Source organism: Staphylococcus sp. Ze2, from assembly GCF_048568365.1.
Taxonomy (GTDB): Bacteria; Bacillota; Bacilli; order Staphylococcales; family Staphylococcaceae; genus Staphylococcus; species Staphylococcus xylosus.
On sequence record NZ_CP183486.1, the window covers coordinates 2,511,108 to 2,534,543 of the forward strand.

Here is a 23,436-nt window from a genome sequence, read left to right on the forward strand (position 1 = left end):
TAATAAAAAGAAAGAGCCTGAGACATAACTCTATATGCCTCAGGCTCTTATTTTATATAGCTTAGTATCTAGTTAAATTAAATAAAATATTTCTTACTTATGATCTCTAAACTCTATTACCTTTTCCGAACAAGCATAATGCAAGTATATAGAAAATTACAACGATATATATCATGATAATGTGAATTTAAGTTGTCATGCCTTCTTTTTTCTCAACTGCAACACTGATAAACAAGAATATTAAACCAATCGCTGTTAAAATAGGAGCGATAAGACTTAGAGACGCTACTGGTAAATGCGTAACGACTAGTCCACCTATAAAGGCACCTAAAGCATTTCCTAGATTAAATGCTGATTGATTCAATGTACTAGCAAGCGTTGGCGCATCTTTGGAAATTAAAGTACTTTTGAACTGTAGCGATGGACTCATGCTAAATCCTATTAGACCAAAGAAGAATATGCCTGCTACCATTAAGAATCCGTTCATTTGGATAAAGTATAATAGCACGAAATATAGAATAAATATTGTAAATATCATTTGTAATGATTTATTTAAATTCCAATCTGCAAGCTTACCACCTACGATATTACCTAATGTAACACCTACACCAAATATAATAAGTAGATATGAAATAAGATTCTCTTGAACATTAGAAACGTCAGTTAAAACTGTAGAGATATATGTGAAATAAGCAAATACACTACTAAATCCGAATAGTGTTACTGCTAATGTTAACCATAAACGCTTCTCTTTTAAAATTTTCAATTCATTTAATACTGAAGATTTAACTGTTTCACGTTGCATTGGCACAAAAATAATAATCCCTACTAAAGCTATAGCACCAATAATAGAAATAACAATAAATGTCATTGGCCAACCAAAATTTTGTCCAACTAATGTACCGAATGGCACACCTAAGATGTTACTTAAACTTAATCCCATAAACATCAAGGCCATGGCACTTGCTCTTTTCTCTGGTCTAACCATACTTGCGGCAAGTATAGAGCCTATACCAAAGAATGAACCGTGCGCTAACGATGTAATAATACGACTTGTCATCATAAATCCGTAACTTGGACTAAATGAAGCAGCAAAATTACCTAAAATAAAAATGCCCATTAAAACTAATAATAGATACTTTCTATTCCATTTTATTGTTAACATAACTATGATTGGTCCACCAATGGCAACACCTAACGCATAACCAGTAATTAGCTGTCCTGCTTGACTCACAGTCACATCAAAGTCCCTTGCAATATTTGGTAAAAGTCCCATAATTACAAATTCTGTCATACCGATTGCAAACGCACCGATAGCCAGCATCCATATAGCTATTGGATATTTCATTTCGACTCCCCTCCTATTCCATTTTTTAAACATGTTTGTGATTATACTAAAATAAAGCAACTGAAAACAAGGCAATTGCTTTATTTTTTATTAATTTATTATATTAATGCGCTTTCATTAAAATTATATGTATATTTAATCGTTCTATTTTAATTTTCGAGTTACAATTTTTCACAAAAAAAGAGCTAACAGTAACCTTAGAATTAAATGAATTGCTCAATTTATTCTAAAGATAAAACTATTAGCTCAAAAATGAATTTAATTAATTAGTAATGCATCTACAAAAAACCATACTACCATAATAATCATGATAATCGCTTGTGCGATAGTACTTGCTAAAAATGCCACAACCGAGCCAAAACTTGCTTTTAAAGCTTTTGAAAAATTTGGTTCTTGAATCATTTCTACAATTAATACCGCTACAAATGGAATAATGATAATTCCGAATGGTGGAAATACAAAGCACCCTACAATAACACCTATAAGCGCTGCATACTCACTCTTTTTTGAACCACCAAATTTATTAACAAAATATTGATTCATTATAAAATCTGCAACGATTATAAATAATGTAAGTAAAATCATAGATACATAGAACACCCATGATAAGTTACCATTGTGAAAACCGAATTGATAAATCAGAAAACCAACCCATAAGACAAGTACAGATGGAATAACCGGTTTAATTAAACCTATAAACGCTAAGACAAATGCTGCTATAATACATAACCATAAAATAATTGTCATTATTAATTACTCATACTTTCTTCTGTAAATTTTTGATCTTTGGTAAAGAAAATGAGAACCATACCTATAAATATAGATCCTGCAGAAACAAAGAAAACATTTCCTAAACCAACCCATTGACTCATTATACCACCTAACAAGTTACCACATAATTGGCCAATAACCATTGCATTAGCAAATAACGTTGAGGCATAACCCGGAAAGTCTGGTAATATATCTTGAAAGTAACTAATTCCTAAACCAAGTAGTATTGCTAAAAATATCGCTAAAAATACTTGACCTACAAACATCATCGCTAAACTTTCGAACATGCCGATACTAAAGTAAAACAATCCTCCGAAGAGACCACCTAACATGAGTAAGGCACGTGTTGTCATTTTTGCTGACAATATACCTAAAATGACCATAAAAGGCACTTCTAGTCCAGCACATAAACTTGCTAATCCACCAACAAAACCTTCGGGTTCATTAAGGTACTTCGTTACAAATAATGGCATATTCAATGTATACATCCATTGCCCTATATGTAGCAAAATAAACGCTAAAAACGGAATAAATAGTGACTTATCTCTTAGCATGTTGGGAGCTGTAGCCTCAACATGATTTACATCAGAAACAGTGTGTTCTGTCTTTATATCTTTAAAGAAAAATACTTGCAATAGTAAGGTAAAGATAATGATTGTAATCGTACCACCAAACAAGCCCGAATACCCATTAGCATTTAGAAGTAAGGCACCGATTAAAGGACCAAATAAAAAGCCAAATGAAAACATGGAACGCAAAACTGCATTGGCAAATTTAGCTTTATTTCTTGAAGCAGAGGCATTAATTGATTCACGTGCTGATGCATACATTTGTGGCATCGCTGGCGCAAAACACCCTTGGAAAATAGCGTACATTGCTATAAAAATCCATATTTCATGTATATAGAAATAAATTGAAAAACTAACTGCCCCCATAAATAAGGCAGCAATTATTATTAATTTTCTATTAATATTATGCGTATCAGAAAAACGCGCAACTATCGTATTCATTATAAATTGACTGATTGCAGCTAAGGCTAACAACAATCCATATTGTGTGGAAGTCATGCCTAAATCATTTGTAGCAAACAATACTAAATAAGGTACTGTAATTGCTATCCCCATACCTAACAGCATCATATTCACTACAAATAATTTGTAGTTTTTAATATGTAATAAGGCACTAAACATGTAGACAACCTCTATTCTCTTAAATAATATATTTCTTCGTCAGTGCAATAACTTTAATGTTATAAAATAAAACCTTAAATTAAATCCGTATCTGTTTTATTACTCAACATATTCCATCATTAGATTTATAAATGACTCTACCTGGGGCAACTGTGTCATACTTGAATCGTAGCTTAAAAACGTAGAACGTATGAGCGATTTATTATCGATATCCACGCGTTTGAATTCGAATAATTCGCGATCTATATGTTTCATCATAATCTCTGGTAATATTGTTACACCAACACCATTTAATAACATTTCTTTACAAGTTGCCACTTGATCTACTGTAATCATTGCGTGGTAATCTTGGCCAATTTGACTTCCATACCATTCTTTTATTTGATTAATATAAATTGGGTCTGCTTGGAATTCGATAAAAGGCATTGTTTCAAGTTCATCATTCCTATTTTTAGGATAAATGAAGTAGTGCTCGTCATTAAAAAGGTGTGTATTACTTAAATTCATAATCTTATTACCACGGATAATCATGACATGATAATCTCTATGATTCGCTTTAATTTGTTCGCTTGAACCAACTTGAACTTGAATTTCTACATTAGGAAATTGTCTTGTATATAAATTTAATACTTCAGGTAACAATGTTTGGCCAATTAAAGATGAACAACCGATAGATATGGTTCCATTGACTTCACCAATATGCGCTTGCATTTTATCTAAAAACAAACGCTCTCTATTGAGCATTTCTCTAGCGTGTTCAATTATCATTGTACCTTCCGTCGTCGTAATCAATTGTTTCTTAGTTCGGATAAAAACGTTGACGCCAAAAGCATTTTCAATCGCTTTAAGCCTTTGCGTAACTGCAGGTTGTGAAATATAGAGAATTTCAGCTGCTTTTCTCAGTGTTTTTGTTTCATCCAAAGTAGTTAACAAGCGATAATCGTCAATCTTCATAATTATCCCCCTATTTTTATAAGCCACTGTTAATTATCGTATAATAACTCTCATTTTTATTTGTGTAGATTACATGTAATTCTAAGTTTTTTGTTATACATGCAATATTTACTATAACACGTTTATTTATATACTTATATGCCTTTTCAATACCTGAATTTCGGTAGTTCGTATCGTTTAACATTTCATACTAACTGCGATTCAAATACATACCATATAGGTTAGCTCTTTTCATGATTTGAAGACTTTTGTTGCTCTGATTTATGCGTAGAAGTATGTCTATGATGTTTATCATTTGGGTGTTGTTTGGATTTATGAGTATTGTGTTTGTGCGCTTTCGGCTTATGTTTACTATGATTCTGTCCCTTTGCTTTCTGTTTAATTTTATGATAACAATACATAATTTTGTCTTGCATAGTTGGAAAATCAGCATCGATTTTTATCATGAGCTGATGCGCGATTACATATGCTTCATGATATTGTTTCTTAGAAATTTGTCCTGTATCTAATGCACGTTGTAAATCATCTTCATCAACAAGTTCATAAGACCCATTTGGTAATACAAGCACATCTAAACACAAATCAATCGTACGTGCATTTCCTTTCTGTGTAACATTCTTTAAATTGATATCAAAATAATATTCTAATGGGTTGCCCTTGTCATCTAACATCACTGTAATACTATAACGTTTTTTCTCAGGTAAGATTTGTAACCATTGATAGTTGTCATCAGCAACAATAATGTTTTGTCCAACAACTGATACCTCTAATGGCTCACGAACTTTTTTCATAGTGACTAAACCAATAATACCTTTAAACTTATTATTGTTCACTTTGACCTCTGTGTATTCTCTATCAATGATGCGACGCCAGTGACGCTTATCAATATATTTTACTTTCACTGTCACCAACTCCTTGTCATTATTATATAAAACTGTTTCTCCCATGTCATCTCATGAATTATATTGATGTCTTTTATTTTTACCTTCAAAATTTGATTAGTATTATTGTACTATATTTCATAGTGTAAAAGCGAAATTGACAATTCCCCAGAAGTCTGTTAAATTTTATCTATATTTTTCAGAAAATTCCATAAATAAAGGAGCCTTACCATGACAGTTATCCATAGACCATTTAGAGCAGATCATGTTGGTAGTTTATTACGACCAGATCGCTTAAAAGAAGCACGACAAGACTATAAAAATAAAGTAATAGACGCACAAACACTAAAAGCTATTGAAGATGAAGAAATTGAACATATTATCGAAAAACAATTAGAAGTAGGGTTACATAGTATTACAGATGGAGAATTTCGTAGAAGTTGGTGGCATTTCGACTTCTTAGAGAACTTAGATGGTGTTCAAGGCTATACATCAGAACACGGTTTAGAATTCGAAGGTGTCGAAACTAGAAATCATAATGTGAAGATTGTAGACAAGGTTGCATTTAACCCTAACCATCCCCATTTTGAACATTTCCAATTCTTACATGAAAAAGTAAACGGCCGAGGGACATCAAAAGTCTCTATTCCTAGCCCTAACCAACTTTTCCATCCAAACATTTTGAATGAAACAATATATCCAGATATTGAAGCATATTCACATGATGTTGCCAAAGCCTATCATGATAGTCTATTAAAATTTTATGAACTAGGTGCGCGTTACATCCAATTAGATGACGTTTATTGGGCAAATCTAACATCAGGAACTCAAAAAACACGTGGACGTGATCGTTCTGAAGCTGAAAAAGAAAATGCACGACAACTTGCATTACGCGTCGTCAATGAAGCAGTACAAGGATTACCCGAAGATTTACTTATTACAACACACGTTTGTCGAGGTAACTACCAGTCTACTTGGGCAATTTCAGGTGGTTACGAACCAGTAGCTCCTTATTTATTCCAGGAAAATTTAGGCGGATTTTTCTTAGAGTATGACGATGATCGCTCTGGAGACTTTGAGCCATTACGCTATTTCCCAAAAGATAAATCAGCAGCAGTATTAGGATTATTCACTTCAAAAACTGGTGAACTTGAGGATAAAAACGCTATACTCAAGCGCATTGAAGAAGCCCAACAATATGTGGATTTAGATCAAATTTGTTTAAGTCCTCAATGTGGATTTGCTTCTACTGAAGAAGGTAATAAACTTACGGAAGATGCACAATGGAAAAAACTTGCTTATGTAGTAGAAATCGCAAAAGAAGTATTTGGAACTGCAAAATAACATACAGTAGCATCAACGATTTGAGAGCCCGAGACATTTGTGTCTCGGGCTCTCAAATCTTTTATAGAATTTAATGTTTGTTTGCTTCAATAGCTTCAGAAGATAATGCATAACGCATATTAATATCTTCTAAGTTAGGATATTGTTCGTTCAACCAACTTTGGCTCAATAATTCAAAATGTTCAAACTCAAATGCAGGTTGACACATACATCCAACAAGCGCGTAATCATTTTGCCTTTCAACTGATGATGCGAATATGGTTCCTTTAGGTACTACATACTGTAATACGTCACCCGCTTCTATATTCTTCCCTAAAGATACTTGTTCGTATCTACCATCAGGGTGAATCATATGAATCGTTAGTGAATCACCATCATGATAATACCAAATTTCATCTGCATCTATACGATGAAAATGTGAAATATTGTCATGCGTTAATAAGAAATAAATACTAGAATACTGCGCTCTTTGTCTTGCATTGTCTGTAGTACCTTTAATTACTTCTTTATAATAACCACCTTCTGGGTGTGGTTGCAGTTGTAATTGTGAAATCCAAGATTGTATATGTTGATTCATATTATTTCAAATCCACGTTATGAAATACATTTTGCACATCATCTAAGTCTTCTAATACTTCAATAAGTGTTTCAAATTGTTTTTGGTCTTCTTCTGATAATTCAATATCAGATTGGGGTAACATTTCAAATTCCGCAACTTTAAATGTATCAATACCTATTTCTCTTAACGCATCTTGTACTTGAGCAAATTGGTCTGGTTCAGCATATACAATAGTTAAGCCATTCTCATCAATCACATCTCTGACATCCACATCTTTTTCCATTAATGCTTCTAATGTATCGTCTACCGATTTGCCTTCAAAACCAAATACAGCTGTATATTCAAACATATAAGCGACTGATCCTGATACGCCCATATTCCCTCCATTTTTACCAAAAGCTGCACGTACATCTGAAGCCGTTCTATTTACATTGTCTGTCAAAGCATCAACGATAATCATTGAGCCATTTGGACCAAAACCTTCATATCTTAATTCATCATAACTTTCTTCACCAGAGCCCTTAGCTTTTTCAATTGCTTTCTCAATAATGTGGTTCGGAACTGAATAAGTTTTGGCACGCTCTAATGTTAAACGTAAAGCTTGATTGGCATGCGGATCAGGTTCACCTGATTTAGCTGCTACATATATTTCTTTACCAAACTTCGCATAAATTTTACTTGTATTTTTATCTTTTTGGGCCTTTTTTTCTTTAATGTTATTCCACTTACGTCCCATGATTTCATCTCGCTTTCTCGATTACTACATTTATTAATATGATATATTATACAATATTTTTGCTTTAGAATATAGATTTACGCACATCAGTTGAATCCAAGTCCTATTCAAACTACAAAAACTACAGATACTTACCATATAAAGTAAATACCTGTAGTTTTTATTTTATTATTTATTTAGCCTATTAAAGTACACTATTATTTACTTAACATATCCTTCAATATCATCTAATAAAATTTTATAGTTTTGTGCATTGTCATTATTCATAAATAAATATACTTTACGCTCATCTTCAGTTGAACGTATTTTGCTCACTCTATCCTGATCAATCAATCTACGAATCGATGCAAGCACCTTAGTTCTACTTAACTCAAGTTCAGTAGTTGCAATTTTTAGAAATGGCTGCATTAACATATTATTTTCACTACAATTTTGTTCTATCAATTCTAAAATTGCAACGTCATTCATAGTCAATTTGTAGTTTGATTCAATGTAGTGCATTAAACTTTTATATTTTTTGTAAATATTTAAAAATTGCTCTTTTTTGTCTTTATTCACTGTTGTCACACCTCCAAATGCTAGTAAACAATACAATACAATACAATTATCCATAAATTACAAGTCTATGTCCTTATTAATTATAATTATAGATTTGTCAAAATTACGAATAACGATAAATTGTATTTTGCTACGCATAATTTTAAAAGAGGTGAACTATAAAATTTTTTTATTTTTTATAAATATCAATAATGTGAACCGTATTATAATTTAAATCAATGGTCAAATGCGCTTCTTTAAAATCATGTTGCATAACACTAAAATGCGGTTTATTATAGTCATCGATTTTACTAATCAATTCATCTGACCACGTATGCTCAATTCTTAAAGCTGGCGGAATAATACCATTTATATTTCCAAATGTGCTATTTATTTTTTCATAAAAAATTATATAAGGACATCTCATAGCCTTATCTTTAAAATTTAAATGTATTTGTATATTTTGCGGTTCGCTCTCTGCAGTTTCACTTTCCACTATACGCCAATCATTTACAAAAATTGAAATTTTCTCTGGTTGATTCACAATTGTATAGTATTCAAAATCTTTCACTTCATATCTCATTTTCTCCATTATTCTTTCATACATATTACCTAGAACGGAGCGGAATCCTTTTTGATCATATAAATATAATGCAATTTTCTCACCTTGTTGCTGGAATAAATCTATCCCCACTCCTGTAAAATATTCACGCATCTGTTTGAACATGCCCATAAGTAATGGGGGACTTTCAATAATCTCCATATTATCGTCATTCAATAAGTAATTATTATGAACATTTAAAAGAAAATATGCTCTTTCTTCTAATTCCATATCGTTCATAATCTTTTTAATATTACTAAACTTAAACACTTGTTTTGTAAGCAAGTCTTCATGATCTTCGCTCAAATAGGGAGATGTCAATTTATGATTATCTATAAAGAAATAATCAAACCCTATACGTTTCATCTGCTTCTCCATCAATTTAAAACATTCAGGATTATTGAATAAATGCGTAATATCAATTCCAAACTTTACATATTCTCTATACTGTTGAATTTTAATAATATTACGATAAATTTCCTTGATAGACATACTTCTAACATTAAAGATGTAACTCACTGAATGCATATGTTTATCTGATAATCCTGGATGTGCTTGTAAATAAGCTTGATATTGGCTATATATTTGGTCGATATATATATTAACATCGTCACTACTTTTAATTTGAAATGCAAGGTCCACATTTGCGTGATAAACAAAATTAATGAAGCCATATGATTCGTCCATAAATGTTTCCTGTAACTTTTTCGGATCTATCATGCAGTAAACAATCACTTTTTGTGTACCTTCAAATAAATAACTCATACTTTTATTCGCAAACAAATTGTGAAACTCTTCTATACTATGAATTTGAATTACAATAGTATCGTTAGTAAATTCATTAGTATGTTGCAGATCAATACAAATATAATTATTCTGAACATTGAGTTTGTTAAGTCGTTTAGCTATTATATTCTGAATTTCAGCGATTGTACTCATGTTATAATCTTCTGCTGTAAAAGGAAATGACTTATCCAATTTTGAAAGTAGACGATAGTCCTTAGGTGAATAGCCAAAATAGTGTTTAAATTTTTTACTATAGATAGCAGAACTGCTAAATCCATAGTAATCGGACACCTCACTTATCGTAGATTTTCCTTTTAGCAAACTAGATATCGATGTTGAAAGTTTTAAAGTATCTATATACGTTTTAAAGCTCATCCCCAACGTATTATAAAATTGAGTCGATATATTTGATTGAGAAATGAAAAGTTTATTGGCAATTTCTTTTAACGTTAATTTCTTATCTAAATGGTTATTAACATAATCTAGCATTTCGCCGGTAATACCATAAAATGAATAGTCTGTTTGTTGTTTCAAATATTTTATGTCGACTTTTGCTTCAGAAGCAATAATGTCGACAATATTATTCATGTAAGACTCAAATAACGCTTCGGTCAAAGTTTGATTTAATTGATGTTGCGCTAAGCTAAGTATAGATTGGAATAACGCATTGGAAGATCGTATTAAATTAGATGTATATTGATACGCAAAAAAATCATAGCCACGATCATAAAACCAATCACTCGCAATATACAACTTAATCGCTTGTTCATTTCTTTTTATTGTAAAAATTTCAGAGTTATTGATTATAAACAAATCATTTTCTACTTCTATATTTGTTATAAAATGTTGTATTTCTGTAATCCCTTTTAATGGGAATATTAGTAATAATCCGTCAGCTACGCGTTTCGCAGGATAATTATCCATAGAAATAATATTTAAGCACTGCGCTTTCATAATTTAACCTCTTTCAAATATTGTCATACGCTATGCATTAAAATGTCACTCTATCATAAAAGCTAAAGTTGGCACTTTATATCTTAATTAATAAAATAAGTATTTTTTGTCTTTAGATAATTTTGTATAAAACAAATAATTTTGTCAACTTTTTTCATTAATTAAACTCAATTTTAAAATTTTAGCATTGTATTTTTTTGAAAATTAAAAAGGTCGTTTTATTAAAGCCTTTCATTAGATAAAAAATCACCTTCAAAAACTCTCAATTCATAAGGTGTTTTGAAGGTGTCTTCATTATATTAGATTTTAAATTTTATTATTTTCTAAACTTAGTTGCAAGCCTTAACACATACTTGATAATGTGCAATAGATTCACAAATAAATTAAAGCCCATTTCTCTTGGAGAGAACTGTCCCCGCTTCATACGATTGAAATCGTATAGTGTATAGAGTAGAAATAGTAATAACCCTACTACAGTTATAATTGTATGGAAGATTGGATTTTGTATAAACATACCAATCAAACTTGCTATAATAAGCGCAACTAAAGTAACAAATAAATATTTTCCCATACTAGCTGCATTTCCAATTAAGAAATAGCCAATAATACCAAAAACAATAAATGCTGAAATTGCTAAAATGATATTTTTGAAGAAAACTTCCGGCCCTAAATTCTGTAAATATGCAGTGAATGTTGCATAAGATAATAACCCTACAACAATTGCGTAAATATGAGAGATTACTATGCCATATTTACGTGCACGATTAAAGATAACTGTAATCAATACTAAGGCAAGAAGGACAAATGAGAGTGGTTTCCTCCATTCCATAGGTAAGAATTGTCCAAAATAGCAACCAATACCAAAAATAATCCAGTAATACATAAAGAATAGCCATACTTTACTATATGCATGCGATTGTGATTTAGATTGGTTTTTAGACTGCTTTTGTTGCTTATTTACATGTTGTGTTGATTCCGCCAATTTATTCACTCCTTCTCAATTATAGAACTATTTATAAAAATAATATGCGTTTAATCATAACATTTATAGGATATATGTATAGCATGTAAATTTTCACAATGTCCTACGATAGTAATTATTAATACTTTAATGTTCACTGTTTCATTGATTAGCAAACATGATGAATGTATTTTCTAACAATTTTAATGTTAATATCACTATTTTTGCTAATAGTTAATGTTACATTTCAAATAAAATTAATTACAAGTGAAATGTAACACATACTTATAAATCCCTATACTAAGGTATTTGTCAAACAATCTTCAGTGGATAACTAAATGTTAATAATATTACAACTTTATAACAACGTACACAAAGCAAATGATTTTTGTTAGTATGAAACGTGAATTGAGATTTAAAAAAACTAACGACATGTATTTATTTTAATAATCACTGTTAGACATAGGCATTGAAGGAGGAGTTTTTTTGAAAAAGTTAGCATTTGCAGTAACAGCTGCTTCAGGTGCAGCAGCATTCATAGCAAATAATGAAGCTGATGCATCAACACAGCATACAGTAAAATCTGGCGAGTCACTATGGTCAATTTCACAGCAATACGGTGTTTCAATTGATGAAATTAAACAAAATAATAACATTAACAATAACATTGTATTCCCAGGACAAGTCATTGAAATTGGTGGAAGTGGTTCTCAGGGACAAGAATCATCTTCAAACGCTACTTCAGGTGGATCAACTCACACTGTACAATCTGGTGAGTCTTTAAATATCATCGCAAATAAATATGGCGTTTCAGTTGAAGAAATTGTTTCAGCCAATAATTTAAATGGTTATATTATCTATCCTAATCAAACTTTAACAATCCCTGGTGCAACAGGAACTGGTGGTGCTGGCGGTAGCTCAACAGAAACACCAAGCACGAACACGGGTGATTCATCAGCGAGTGATGCTAACCTATACGATTGGGGACAATGTACTTGGCACGTGTTTAATCGTAGAGCAGAAACTGGTCAACCAATTAGTACTTATTGGTGGAATGCAGATCACTGGGCAAACAATGCCGCTGCAGATGGTTATACAGTAAATAATTCACCAAGTGCTGGTTCAATCATGCAAAACTATGAAGGACCTATTGGGCACGTTGCTTACGTAGAACAAGTAAATCCAGATGGTAGTATTCTAATTTCAGAAATGAATTATAATACGCCTCCAGGTACTGTTGATTATCGTACTATCCCTGCATCACAAGCTTCAAGTTATAATTACATTCATTAATTATAACTTATTACGCTAATAGAAATGATGAACGTAGTAAAATAATAGCCTGAGACTTAAATGTCTCAGGCTATTATTTTATGCTCATGAACTATTGCTTTGTCGTTTGACCACTCTATATTTAAATACAAAAGTCAAAAAGAAATCTAATTTATTTAAAAGTTTCCATTGTTTACACTTAGGCTAATATTGATAAAGTTAAAGAGTTATTTGAGCTAATGCTCAAACATAAGCTACACTAATTCAATATATTAATTACTAAAACTAGAGTCCTTGTGTCATTACTACTAACTCATTTAAATTAAAAAATATGACTTTAAAACTACTATTATACAATAATTACGGCTGAGACAATTCAATTGTCCCAGCCGCTCTTCGATTGCTTTATCTTAAATTATAAGAAAAAATTAATAATGTAATAAATTAGTGCTGCAACTATTGCAGAAATAGGTAATGTAATAACCCATGTAACAATCATACGTTGCGCTGTGTTCCATTTAACACCTTTAATACGGTTAGAAGATCCTACACCTAATATAGATGAAGAAACGACATGCGTTGTAGATAGCGGGAAATGTAATGATGATGCTACAAATATAGTTAATGCAGATGATAAATCTGCTGCTGCACCATTAGCTGGTCGTATTTTCATAATATTACCACCAACTGTTTTAATAATTTTCCAACCACCGACAGCAGTACCTAATCCCATCGCAGTAGCACAGGAAATTTTAACCCATAGCTGTGGTTCTACGCTAGAACCAGTTTGAATACCTGCAACAATTAAAGCTAATGTAATAATCCCCATTGATTTTTGTGCGTCATTCGTACCGTGTGAGAACGATTGTAAAGACGCTGTGAAAATCTGGAAGAATCTAAAATTACGGTTAGTTTTTGTAAGGTTTGCATTTTTAAATACTATTTTCACAATGGAGTACATTATAAACCCTACACAGAATGCAATGACTGGTGATAAAAGTAATACGATTATAATTTTTGTAAAACCTTGATAATGTAATACGGCAAATGAACCTTGTGAAGCAATTGCCGCACCAGCGATAGAACCTATCAATGCATGAGAAGATGAACTTGGTATACCATAATACCAAGTTAATAAATTCCAGAAAATTGCAGCGATAATAGCTGCTAATACTACAACTAGACCATTTTCTAATTTAAATGGGTCTACGATATCTTTAGTTATTGTTCCTGCAACCCCAGTGAACGTTAAAGCACCGATAAAATTCATGACAGATGCCAAAAGTATAGCCGTTCTAGGAGTTAAGGCACGTGTTGAAACAGCAGTAGCAACAGCATTGGCTGTATCATGGAAACCATTGATAAAGTCAAATATAAGTGAAAAAATAACAATAGCTACTGTGATGATCAAAATATATTCCATAAGTTAGGACTCCTTAGCTATTTTTCATTATTATAGTTTCAAAGTTATTTGCTACGGCTTGACATTTATCTGCAATTTCTTCTAAACTTTCATATATTTCTTTTATTTTAATTAATGTGATTGGGTCTGTTTCACTGTTAAAGATATGCTTAATTGATTGACGTAAAATACCATCACAGTTTGTTTCAAATTCTTTAATATTAATAGAATGAATACGCATGTGAGATAATTTTTTATCTACTAATAATCCAACAGCTAATTTCATTTCTGCTATAGCTTTTTGAATATTATCTACAAATTCAGCCATATATTCATCAGTATATTCAATAGAATACATTTCAAACATACCTGAAGTTTCTTCAATTGCGTCTAAAACGTCATCAATTGCATTACATAAAGAGAGGATATCCTCACGTTCAATTGGTGTAATAAAAGTTTGGTTTAAGTCTGAAATCACTTGATGCATTAATTCATCACCGTGGGACTCATATGTTTTAATATTATCTGAGTATGCTTTCAAATCTAAGTGTGTATTAAAATCCATTTTTCCAAATTCAATTGCTGCTCTATCTAAATTGAACACCATTTCTTCTAGTTTCACCATGAACTTATCTTTTTTCTTGTTAAACATCCAAAAAATCCTCCATTTACAGCGATTGTTCCCAATCACCTTCAATAAATTTAAAAAATTTAAATACCTATGTCTAAGATAAATTAAGATTCACAAGATTTACAATTCACTCATTTTTTTGAATCATTTTACTATTGTTAAAATTGTGTAAACGAGTATTTGCTTCTATTGGTTAAAAAATCTCATAAATGTTAATTTATCCTTATTTGAAAATAGCACAAAATTTACAATCCTACAATTGCATTTACAAATTCTTAATATTACATTTTCGTAAAATTAACAAAATTTTACTACTTTTATTATTATAAACCGTAGTTGTATATTTAGGAATTGTAAGCTATCAGATTGAATTAATTTTAATAACTACTTCATATTAAACTCACCTTAAATATGATTGCATATTTATTATTTGTATTCAACAACTTTTTTCACTAATTTGCAAATATTTTTATAAATAATTTTAAATACACATCTTGCGAGCATACAAATTTTCAGAACAAAAAGAACCCAAGAAACAAATAATCTTCTCAGGTTCTAAACACGTACTGGCTAACATAATTTATAATGCCTATACTCTTATTATAGTTTTGCATTTACTTAGTATTTTATAAATTTTCGGATATTCTTGATATCAATTCATTTTGCATAGGGAAAGTGAATTTCATAGATGTTCCTACTTTCGGTTCTGAAGAAACCGATACATGGACGCCTAATTTTTCTTTCACATGATTGACAAGGTACAAGCCCAGCCCAGAAGCCGATGTTTCATTACGATCGCTAGTGGAAGTAAAACCTTTTTCAAAAATACGTGGTAGATCTTTGGCACTTATCCCTTTACCTTCATCTGTTATTTTAAGAACTGTATGACCTTTTTCGACATAGGCATGAACATGAATTGTACTTTCTTCACTATATTTAACTGAATTTGATAAAATTTGTCTAATCATCATCCGACACCATTTAGTATCTGTGTATACTTTATAATCATCTTCAAAATTCAAATCATAGTCAATACCTTTAGACTGACTAATATATCGAGTAATCTGTATTTCTTCAATTACAAGACGTTTCAGCGCGACATGTTCAAAATACATATCTTTATTTTGTGACTCTAGGCGAGTTAAGAACAACTGTCTATCTAACATGTCATTTATTCGTGTCCATTCATATAAAAGCGCGTTTTTTCTAGTCATGTCTTGTTCTTTTTCTATTAATAGTTTCATTGCTGTTACAGGAGTTTTAATATCATGTACAAAATCTGTTAATGATGCTTCAGTAGATTGAATTTGCTTTTGCTGACGTGTAACTAATGATTTTTGGTCTGTAATTTGACCGTATAAATATTTAACCATTTCTTGCTGTAAAGGCGTATCCGCCAATGATTTATGTTTTAATGCTTCAGGTTCTATATTTTCATCTAAATGCTTAAAAAATTTGATTTCCTTCAAAAACGTGAATGATAAAAACAAGATAGAAATACCTAGATTTAAAATAATAATATAATATGTACTCCCTACACTAATATCATAATCTAAATAAGCAATAAGCAAAGTGATAAAGTTTAAGAAAACAAACCATAATATCCAATATATTCGCGACCTTAAAAAGATATAAATCCATTTAAAGTTATCCATGCGCCATATACCCTTTACCTATTTTCGTTTCAATCGCGTTACTCATATCAATATCTGCTAATTTCTTCCTTAAACGGTTCACATTAACCGTTAAAGTATTGTCACTAACGAATGCCTCATCATCCCATAATGCAGTAATCAATGTGTCTCTCGTAACAATTTGGTCTTGCTTCTTAACTAGCATTTCTAAAATAATCATTTCAGTTTTAGATAAGTAAATTTGCGATTCATCTTTACTAATACTATCTTTAGACAAATCTAGAGTTGCATCTTGCCAAGTAAGAATTCGCTTTTCTTCCAAACTAAATTGATATACCCTTCTATAGATTGCTTGAAGTTTAGCAATTAATATACTCGTGTTAAATGGTTTTTGAACATAATCATCTGCACCCAATTCCATACTCATCACATGATCCATTGGATTATCTCTCGACGATAAGAACAAGATTGGCGTATTAGATATTTCTCTAATCTTTCTAGTCCAGTAAAAACCGTCATATTTAGGTAGTTTCACATCCATAATAACAATAGTAGGATTAACTGCTTCAAATTTAGTCATTACATCATTAAAGTCATCAATGCCATAAATTTTAAAATCCCATTGTTCTAATTCTTCACTTAATTCTTTAAACAATGTCATATCATCTTCTACTAATAAAATATCCACTTCATCACCACTTTATCTATTTAGTATATTTTATATCTTCTCCAGATTGAATTCTTCCATTAAAGTGCTTAATTCGGCAATCTATTTCAAATCCTCTCATCATTAGGCCTTGGAATGGTGACTGGATTAAATAATACACCGGCCAAACGAGTTTAGGTATATAATCATATAAATGTACTACTACAGTTTGTGTATCTTTGAGTCTACGAAATTCTAACTTACCTTGTTTCAATACATTAGGTTTAACCAATGTACCACCCACTAATTGTAATGAAATGATATCATCTTCTATTTGCATTTTATGAAAAACAAGAACAGGTTTAGCCTTGTCTTTAAGATATATTACATAGTCCTCTTCTTCTTTGTAAGTATGCAATAATGTGCCTTTAGTTTCATTCAACCATTTAAAATAGTATTCAACCAACTGTTCTAGTGTCCAATTCATAGGAAGTTGCATGCTTAGGGCGCTACGTACATCATCGTATTTAGAAGATTGAAGTTCTACCGACACATGCGGACGCGATACAGTTGTTTCTGTCTTTTCGACAAAGACACCATATGACGACAAGCGTTGGATGGTTTCATAATCAAATCTGCTTCCACTAATATAAATAATTTTACTTATGCCATTTTTAGCAGCTGCCCGACCAAAGTTATCTGCAGCGATTAAATTCAAATCTCTTGCTGTGGCTTGTGTTAATTTTGCAGAATGCTTAGTTGGATCTAAATAATAAATGGCTATATCCATATCTTCCATAGCTGATAACACATCCATATAATTATAAATATCTTTCTTTAACCATGTCACTTCTTTAAAGTCTTCTTCTTTAGGATATTTTGATAATGTATATAAATTAGCGTCATTTTTTATATGTTGAATTAAATTTTTTCCTATATATCCTGTGACACCTGCTAATAAAATGTTAGGTTTCATAATCATACTTCCTTTGTATTAGTTTAGCTCAACATAAATATATCCTAGTAATATCACGCTAATGATGTTAAGTTATACTATAACTAAGCATTAGCAAAATAGAAATAAGGAGTGGACACACATGGTTCATCAAATACGTGAAATCGGTATCAATGATGTAGATCCATTTGTTAAATTATTAACGACAATTTATGATGAATCTGATTATTTAATATACAATCCAGGGGAATACGCACCCTCTAATAACGATGCGCTTTCAAACCTAGAGCACTATATTACATCGCCTTTCAATGCCATTTATATCGCTGAAAATAACGGCGAACTCGTCGGCTTTGCAATCGTAACGACAGAAAATTTTGAACGCACACGTCATGAAGCTCATTTTTCAATGGGCGTCATTAGACACTACAGAGAAAAGGGCCTCGGCCAATCTTTGATTAATTCTGTAGATGCATGGTGCTTAAATCATAACATTCGTCGTATAGAAGCAACAGTCGTACCCGAAAATACTACAGCTGTTGAATTATTTAAAACTGCGGGCTATCAAATTGAAGGTGAACTTCGTGATAAATTATACATTGACGGTAAATATTACAACAAATATGTAATGGCAAAGTTATTATTTTAATCTACCTCTAAGTATAATATTTAAACATGTCACACTTATAGTTTAATTGTAAATGAACAAAGACCCAAATAACAATATTGTTATATAATCATTTAGACGTTGAATGTCAAAATATTTATACCGTGTTATAGGCATTAATAGTTGACCTTACTCAACTTCTTGCTGCGATTTAAAAAAAGAAGAGGGGGACTGAAATCATATTTCCAATAATGATTTCAGTCTCCCTCTTCTTTTCTTTATAAGTAGGATAATCTCAATTTTTGAAATTAGTAATTATACTATATGTGTTAAGTTCACTCTCATATTTATACTATAGTAATCTAAAATTACTATTACTATATCAATAAGATGCAAATAACCGCCTGTATTTCCCTATAATCTAATAAGGATTTAATTCAACTCCATTAGGATTCGTCGTTTCTTCACTAAGATTTGTTTCAACGCCAGATGAACTTGTATTTCTACTTAAAAATCTTAGAACATCTTTCATGTTTTGTTGTGATTCTGGTAAATCCATGTGGAATTGGTATTGATGTCTTAAATTATGAGAACCATCATAAAATAATTTGTCCACTGGAATATCCATAGATTTCAGCTTTTTATAAAATGATATATTTTGACTATAGAATGGATCAGCGTCACCTACAGATAAAAACGTTGGCGGGTAATCTTTAGTAACCTGATTTATCGTAGACATTTCACTAATATATTTAAATTGCTGTTCCCAGTCTCGTTTTCCAGTATAACTTTCCATAAAAAGTTGTATCCTTGGAAACTCAGTAGCTTTTACTGTTTTCATATCATAAAAACCACCGAAAAATATTGCTGCCTTCAATTGATCTGCTTCAAATTGTTGTTTAAATGACATATCTTCTCGTAATGATTTATTTGTTTGAATGGCCGTGTATTGGCTAGATAATTGTGCCCCCGCAGAGTCGCCTCCAAAAATCACTTGATCAAAGTCCATCGGCAATTCATGCTTATTACGCTTTATGAATTTTACAGCTTGATCAATTTGGTGTAGCTGCGTTGGATATTTATTATCTGGTGCAAGTGCATAATTAATATTCACAACAATATAGCCTTGCTCAGCGATTTTCGATAATAGTGGGTTCTTATATTGTTTATCTCCCGCTATAAAGCCACCACCATGCATCCAAAAAATGACAGGTAACTTATTATCTGAATCTAATTCAGTAGGTGTTAGTATATCTAACCTACTATTAGGCATACCAGTACCATAGGTTATATTTGTAAATGCATTTACATTTTTATTGTTAATCTGTACTTTTTCTTTAATTTCTTGTGAATGTTGACGGTCATACTGTTGTTTTAATAACAGAGCAGTCACGATTGCTACTACAATAACAATACTTAAAGTAATTATCGTCCATTTGTATTTTTTCTTCATGCATTACCTTTCCTTTCGAAATGCATTGTACCATAATTAACCATTGCACAGTAGTGTTTATAAATTGTCGAAATTATTAAAAACTCAGCTTGCACAATTTGTACAAGCTGAGACTTTATTTCTTATTTTAATACCATGAATAATTTATGCTATGAACTTTTTGTTTTGACGTTTTCTACTATAGTATTTAATCAACACGCCGATTACAACTACAAGTCCAACAATACCCATTATTGGGTATAAGAAGTTAATCAATCCTGCAAAGCCTACGAAACTTAGACCATAAGCTACAACCATTATAACTATGATAAATATATGATATTTTTTACTATATGGTTCTGTAAATCTGGCAGCAAATGAATACATTAAACCAAGAATTGTATTATACATAACAGCCAACATAATAACTGATAGTACAAGCGCAATCCAAGGGCTTATTTCATTTGCTAATGTCAGCATAGGAATATCAGCATTCTCAATTTTTGGGAACTCAGACTGTAATGCAAAGTTAATCAGTGCTAATAATATTGTATAAACAATACCGCCAAATAATGCCCCAGCTCCGGACACTCTACGTCTAGAAGCATCACCGCCGATTGCTACAATCGTACTAAAGCCTACTGCGAATGCAAGTCCACCATAATTAATTCCTTTTAATATACCTAACCATAAGCTAGCTTCTGGTACAGTTTCATTTACTTTATCTATCGAAATACTACCATTAAAAAGGTAATACCCAGCAATAATTACAACCAAAACAATTAAGAATGGTGTAACAATGCCTAATGCTCTAACGATTTTATTAAAATCCATCAATAATGTAATATAAATTGCAATAACCATAATCAATGCGCCTAGCCATGTTGGCACATCAAAGCTCTCTTGAAATGTTGACCCTGCTCCAGCAATCATTGTAACTGAAATGCCAAACAAGAAAAAGATAAGCAAATAGTCTACAAATTTACTGAACTTATCACCAAACAAGTAGTCTAAAGTTGACTCATGGTTTTGCGCATCAAACGCAGTACCAATCTTTGCAACTTGTCGACCTATAAAGCCTAATATTAAACCAGAAAGTATAACCCCAATATATGACCATAGGCCATATGGTGAGAAAAATTGCATAACTTCCTGTCCTGTTGAAAAGCCAGCACCTACAACGATACCGACATAAGCGAAACCAATTTTTATAGCTTCTTTATTCAACCCCATGTTATTTTAACCTCCTCATAGTTAACACATTGCATTATTATAACTTACTGATTATTTTTTGCAACTGCACAATATAAAATTTTACACTTCTAATTGCTCTCAATAATACTCAATAAGTTAAATATCATTTTTTAATCATTCATTATATTCTTTAAATATAACAAATATTAATAAAAATACTGCATATTTACAGTTATTACAATTTAATTTTTGCAATTTTATACATTACTAAAAGCATGCTTTAACAATGCATAAAATTACAAAAATTAAAATAAAAAAGAATCAAAATAGATACACCTTTTAACATGTATATTTCGATTCTTCAATAAATCACTTTAATGTGTTATTTTGTCAAGTTCTAATAATATGATTACTCAACTATGATAATTTTGTTATTAGTGTGCGTTTTTAAAACGATTAAGTTCATTAAAGTCAACAACTACGTTATCCATACGTTTTGCTGTTTCTTTCAGTACATTACGCGCAACACTGTTAGTTGGGTCCAATTTAAGTATTTGGCGAGAAATTTCAAACGCCTTTTTATCAGAAATGACTGGTTCAGGAACTGCATGCAATAATAACATTTGTAACAAACTTTTTACTTCTTTGCCCTCAGTAAGTTTTATGGAAGACTCCGCATGATAATATGCAGAATCTAAAGCACCCTGAAGTTCACTTAATGGATAGACTAATAATAGAAAAGCTAAGTCATGCATTTCTGCAGTTTCTTCTACTTTCATCATATCTAAAATACATGTATAAAACATAATGTTTTCAGCTTCATGTGCGCTTGAAATGTATAATTCTTCAAATTCCATAAAATCTGTTTGGGACATTAAACGTTTGACTGACTCAAATTCGCCGTTTAAGACATGCTTTAATATTAAATCTTTCATGGCAATGTCCTCCTAGATATCCAGATTTCTATTACAATTAATTTTCATTTTACCACAATTCAATTAAATATTCCTATAAAAAAGAAATTTTTTGTTATATTAGTTGAGAGCTTCATTTTAATTTATATTTAACATAGCAAAACAAATAACATTATTTAACCAAACGTTTTATTTAATTCTCCCAAAGTTTGTTCTATGGAACTACCAACTGACAATTGCACAGCTGCAGTAAAACTACCTTCAACAATAGGTGCTTGTACTTTTTCAATACGTTGGTCACCTTCATACATTTCAATTGCTAAATCTAAGTTCATTTCAGCAGACCCTATATCATAAAAGCATAATGCATCATCAGTTAATTCGTTTATTAATTCTTGAATATGGTCATACGATGTACCAATTTTACCATCAACGCCACCTTGGACAATGACGTTAACATCACCGGCCATTTGATTTAATAACGCTTTTGTACCTTCTGCAATTTCTTTACTATGACTAATTATTACTATATTTGTCATTACGAATCATCTCCAATCAACGCATTTAAGATATAAACACTACTTTGGGCTCCAGGGTCAACATGTCCTAAGGAATCTTTTTTAAAATATGCAGCTCTACCTTTAGTTGCTTCGATATCTTTTGTTAAATCTGCGTAGGATTGCAATACATTTCTTGTTAATGGTTCATCATTTTGTACAGCCTGATTTGCACGCTCGATTACATCATACATCGTTTTTTCATTCAATGTTACTTTACCTCTTTGAGCAATTGCCTCTGAAAAAGTTGTTAAAAGTGCCTTCAAATTCGAATGATCTATTTCATCTGATACTGCTTGTGACATTTTCACAAAACTAAAACCGTATAAAGGACCGGAAGCACCGCCAATATTAGACATAAGTGTCATACCAGTAGATTTCAATAAACTTTGCATAGAGCTTTCATCAATATTCTCTGGTAACGCTTTGAAACCTCTAACCATATTCACCCCATGGTCACCATCACCGATTACTCTATCTAATTCTGTTAATAACTCTTCCTTTTCTTCAAATACATCTACTAATTTTAATAATCTTTCTTTTAGTTCAACGACATTCATCTATCTTCCG

23 protein-coding genes are annotated in these 23,436 nt (G+C 31.3%); 3 read left to right on the forward strand and 20 right to left on the reverse strand.

Annotation, left to right across the window (positions count from 1 at the left end):
* Positions 1-187: 187 nt before the first annotated feature.
* The 5 genes from ACM591_RS11870 to ACM591_RS11890 all read right to left on the reverse strand — a co-directional run bounded on the left by ACM591_RS11870 (position 188) and on the right by ACM591_RS11890 (position 5,165).
* Positions 188-1,348, reverse strand: a complete 1,161-nt coding sequence (locus ACM591_RS11870; protein ID WP_029377750.1) for an MFS transporter — start codon at positions 1,346-1,348, stop codon at positions 188-190.
* A gap of 258 nt (positions 1,349-1,606) precedes the next feature.
* Entirely contained in the window at positions 1,607-2,095 is a 489-nt protein-coding gene (locus tag ACM591_RS11875; protein ID WP_029377751.1) for a DUF456 domain-containing protein, read from the reverse strand.
* 2 nt (positions 2,096-2,097) lie between these two features.
* Entirely contained in the window at positions 2,098-3,309 is a 1,212-nt protein-coding gene (locus ACM591_RS11880) for a sugar efflux transporter (protein WP_029377752.1), read from the reverse strand.
* A gap of 99 nt (positions 3,310-3,408) precedes the next feature.
* Positions 3,409-4,263, reverse strand: a complete 855-nt coding sequence (locus ACM591_RS11885; RefSeq protein WP_029377753.1) for a LysR family transcriptional regulator — start codon at positions 4,261-4,263, stop codon at positions 3,409-3,411.
* Positions 4,264-4,484: 221 nt separating this feature from the next.
* Positions 4,485-5,165, reverse strand: coding sequence for a DUF402 domain-containing protein (locus ACM591_RS11890; RefSeq protein WP_058625498.1), 681 nt, complete (start codon positions 5,163-5,165; stop codon positions 4,485-4,487).
* A 210-nt stretch (positions 5,166-5,375) separates the two neighbouring features.
* On the opposite strand from ACM591_RS11890, the gene ACM591_RS11895 reads away from it, so the two are divergent.
* Complete coding sequence (locus tag ACM591_RS11895) at positions 5,376-6,488, forward strand: 5-methyltetrahydropteroyltriglutamate--homocysteine S-methyltransferase (protein ID WP_058625497.1); 1,113 nt, start codon at positions 5,376-5,378, stop codon at positions 6,486-6,488.
* Positions 6,489-6,558: 70 nt separating this feature from the next.
* Here ACM591_RS11895 and ACM591_RS11900 read toward each other — a convergent pair whose 3' ends face one another.
* The 5 genes from ACM591_RS11900 to ACM591_RS11920 form a co-directional block, all read right to left on the reverse strand.
* Positions 6,559-7,065: a cupin domain-containing protein gene (locus ACM591_RS11900; RefSeq protein WP_029377756.1), complete on the reverse strand. Its 507-nt coding sequence runs from the start codon at positions 7,063-7,065 to the stop codon at positions 6,559-6,561.
* A 1-nt stretch (position 7,066) separates the two neighbouring features.
* Positions 7,067-7,783, reverse strand: a complete 717-nt coding sequence (locus tag ACM591_RS11905; protein WP_029377757.1) for a YebC/PmpR family DNA-binding transcriptional regulator — start codon at positions 7,781-7,783, stop codon at positions 7,067-7,069.
* A 201-nt stretch (positions 7,784-7,984) separates the two neighbouring features.
* On the reverse strand, positions 7,985-8,341 hold the full coding sequence (locus tag ACM591_RS11910) for a transcriptional regulator, SarA/Rot family (protein WP_029377758.1): 357 nt from the start codon (positions 8,339-8,341) through the stop codon (positions 7,985-7,987).
* 169 nt (positions 8,342-8,510) lie between these two features.
* Positions 8,511-10,661, reverse strand: a complete 2,151-nt coding sequence (locus tag ACM591_RS11915; RefSeq protein WP_326026807.1) for an AraC family transcriptional regulator — start codon at positions 10,659-10,661, stop codon at positions 8,511-8,513.
* A 316-nt stretch (positions 10,662-10,977) separates the two neighbouring features.
* Positions 10,978-11,643 (reverse strand): Bax inhibitor-1 family protein, encoded by a 666-nt coding sequence (locus ACM591_RS11920; RefSeq protein ID WP_029377760.1) that lies wholly within the window; start codon positions 11,641-11,643, stop codon positions 10,978-10,980.
* A 465-nt stretch (positions 11,644-12,108) separates the two neighbouring features.
* Between ACM591_RS11920 and ACM591_RS11925 the strand changes: the two genes are divergently transcribed.
* Positions 12,109-12,915 carry a LysM peptidoglycan-binding domain-containing protein gene (locus ACM591_RS11925; protein WP_029377761.1) on the forward strand — a complete coding sequence of 269 codons (807 nt, stop codon included), beginning with the start codon at positions 12,109-12,111 and terminating at the stop codon, positions 12,913-12,915.
* A gap of 394 nt (positions 12,916-13,309) precedes the next feature.
* On the opposite strand, the gene ACM591_RS11930 is transcribed toward ACM591_RS11925, so the two are convergent.
* The 5 genes from ACM591_RS11930 to ACM591_RS11950 form a co-directional block, all read right to left on the reverse strand.
* Positions 13,310-14,317 carry an inorganic phosphate transporter gene (locus tag ACM591_RS11930; RefSeq protein ID WP_029377762.1) on the reverse strand — a complete coding sequence of 336 codons (1,008 nt, stop codon included), beginning with the start codon at positions 14,315-14,317 and terminating at the stop codon, positions 13,310-13,312.
* A gap of 13 nt (positions 14,318-14,330) precedes the next feature.
* Positions 14,331-14,948 carry a DUF47 domain-containing protein gene (locus ACM591_RS11935; protein WP_017722596.1) on the reverse strand — a complete coding sequence of 206 codons (618 nt, stop codon included), beginning with the start codon at positions 14,946-14,948 and terminating at the stop codon, positions 14,331-14,333.
* 605 nt (positions 14,949-15,553) lie between these two features.
* Positions 15,554-16,582, reverse strand: a complete 1,029-nt coding sequence (locus ACM591_RS11940; protein WP_029377763.1) for a sensor histidine kinase — start codon at positions 16,580-16,582, stop codon at positions 15,554-15,556.
* The gene (locus ACM591_RS11945; RefSeq protein ID WP_029377764.1) at positions 16,575-17,249 is read right to left on the reverse strand and encodes a response regulator transcription factor; all 675 of its coding nucleotides are present in this window, start codon (positions 17,247-17,249) and stop codon (positions 16,575-16,577) included. The genes ACM591_RS11940 and ACM591_RS11945 overlap by 8 nt, the downstream gene beginning before the upstream one ends.
* 16 nt (positions 17,250-17,265) lie before the next feature.
* The gene (locus ACM591_RS11950; RefSeq protein WP_029377765.1) at positions 17,266-18,183 is read right to left on the reverse strand and encodes an NAD-dependent epimerase/dehydratase family protein; all 918 of its coding nucleotides are present in this window, start codon (positions 18,181-18,183) and stop codon (positions 17,266-17,268) included.
* A 121-nt stretch (positions 18,184-18,304) separates the two neighbouring features.
* Between ACM591_RS11950 and ACM591_RS11955 the strand changes: the two genes are divergently transcribed.
* Positions 18,305-18,811 (forward strand): GNAT family N-acetyltransferase, encoded by a 507-nt coding sequence (locus ACM591_RS11955; protein ID WP_029377766.1) that lies wholly within the window; start codon positions 18,305-18,307, stop codon positions 18,809-18,811.
* A 379-nt stretch (positions 18,812-19,190) separates the two neighbouring features.
* On the opposite strand, the gene ACM591_RS11960 is transcribed toward ACM591_RS11955, so the two are convergent.
* The 5 genes from ACM591_RS11960 to dhaL form a co-directional block, all read right to left on the reverse strand.
* The gene (locus tag ACM591_RS11960) at positions 19,191-20,222 is read right to left on the reverse strand and encodes an alpha/beta hydrolase (RefSeq protein ID WP_029377767.1); all 1,032 of its coding nucleotides are present in this window, start codon (positions 20,220-20,222) and stop codon (positions 19,191-19,193) included.
* Between the two features lie 144 nt (positions 20,223-20,366).
* Positions 20,367-21,434, reverse strand: coding sequence for a membrane protein (locus tag ACM591_RS11965; RefSeq protein ID WP_029377768.1), 1,068 nt, complete (start codon positions 21,432-21,434; stop codon positions 20,367-20,369).
* A gap of 395 nt (positions 21,435-21,829) precedes the next feature.
* Positions 21,830-22,330, reverse strand: coding sequence for a hypothetical protein (locus tag ACM591_RS11970; RefSeq protein ID WP_029377769.1), 501 nt, complete (start codon positions 22,328-22,330; stop codon positions 21,830-21,832).
* A 155-nt stretch (positions 22,331-22,485) separates the two neighbouring features.
* The gene (gene dhaM, locus ACM591_RS11975; protein ID WP_029377770.1) at positions 22,486-22,848 is read right to left on the reverse strand and encodes a dihydroxyacetone kinase phosphoryl donor subunit DhaM; all 363 of its coding nucleotides are present in this window, start codon (positions 22,846-22,848) and stop codon (positions 22,486-22,488) included.
* On the reverse strand, positions 22,848-23,426 hold the full coding sequence (dhaL, locus tag ACM591_RS11980; RefSeq protein ID WP_326026808.1) for a dihydroxyacetone kinase subunit DhaL: 579 nt from the start codon (positions 23,424-23,426) through the stop codon (positions 22,848-22,850). Before dhaL ends, dhaM begins: the two co-directional genes overlap by 1 nt.
* Between the last annotated feature and the right edge of the window lie 10 nt (positions 23,427-23,436).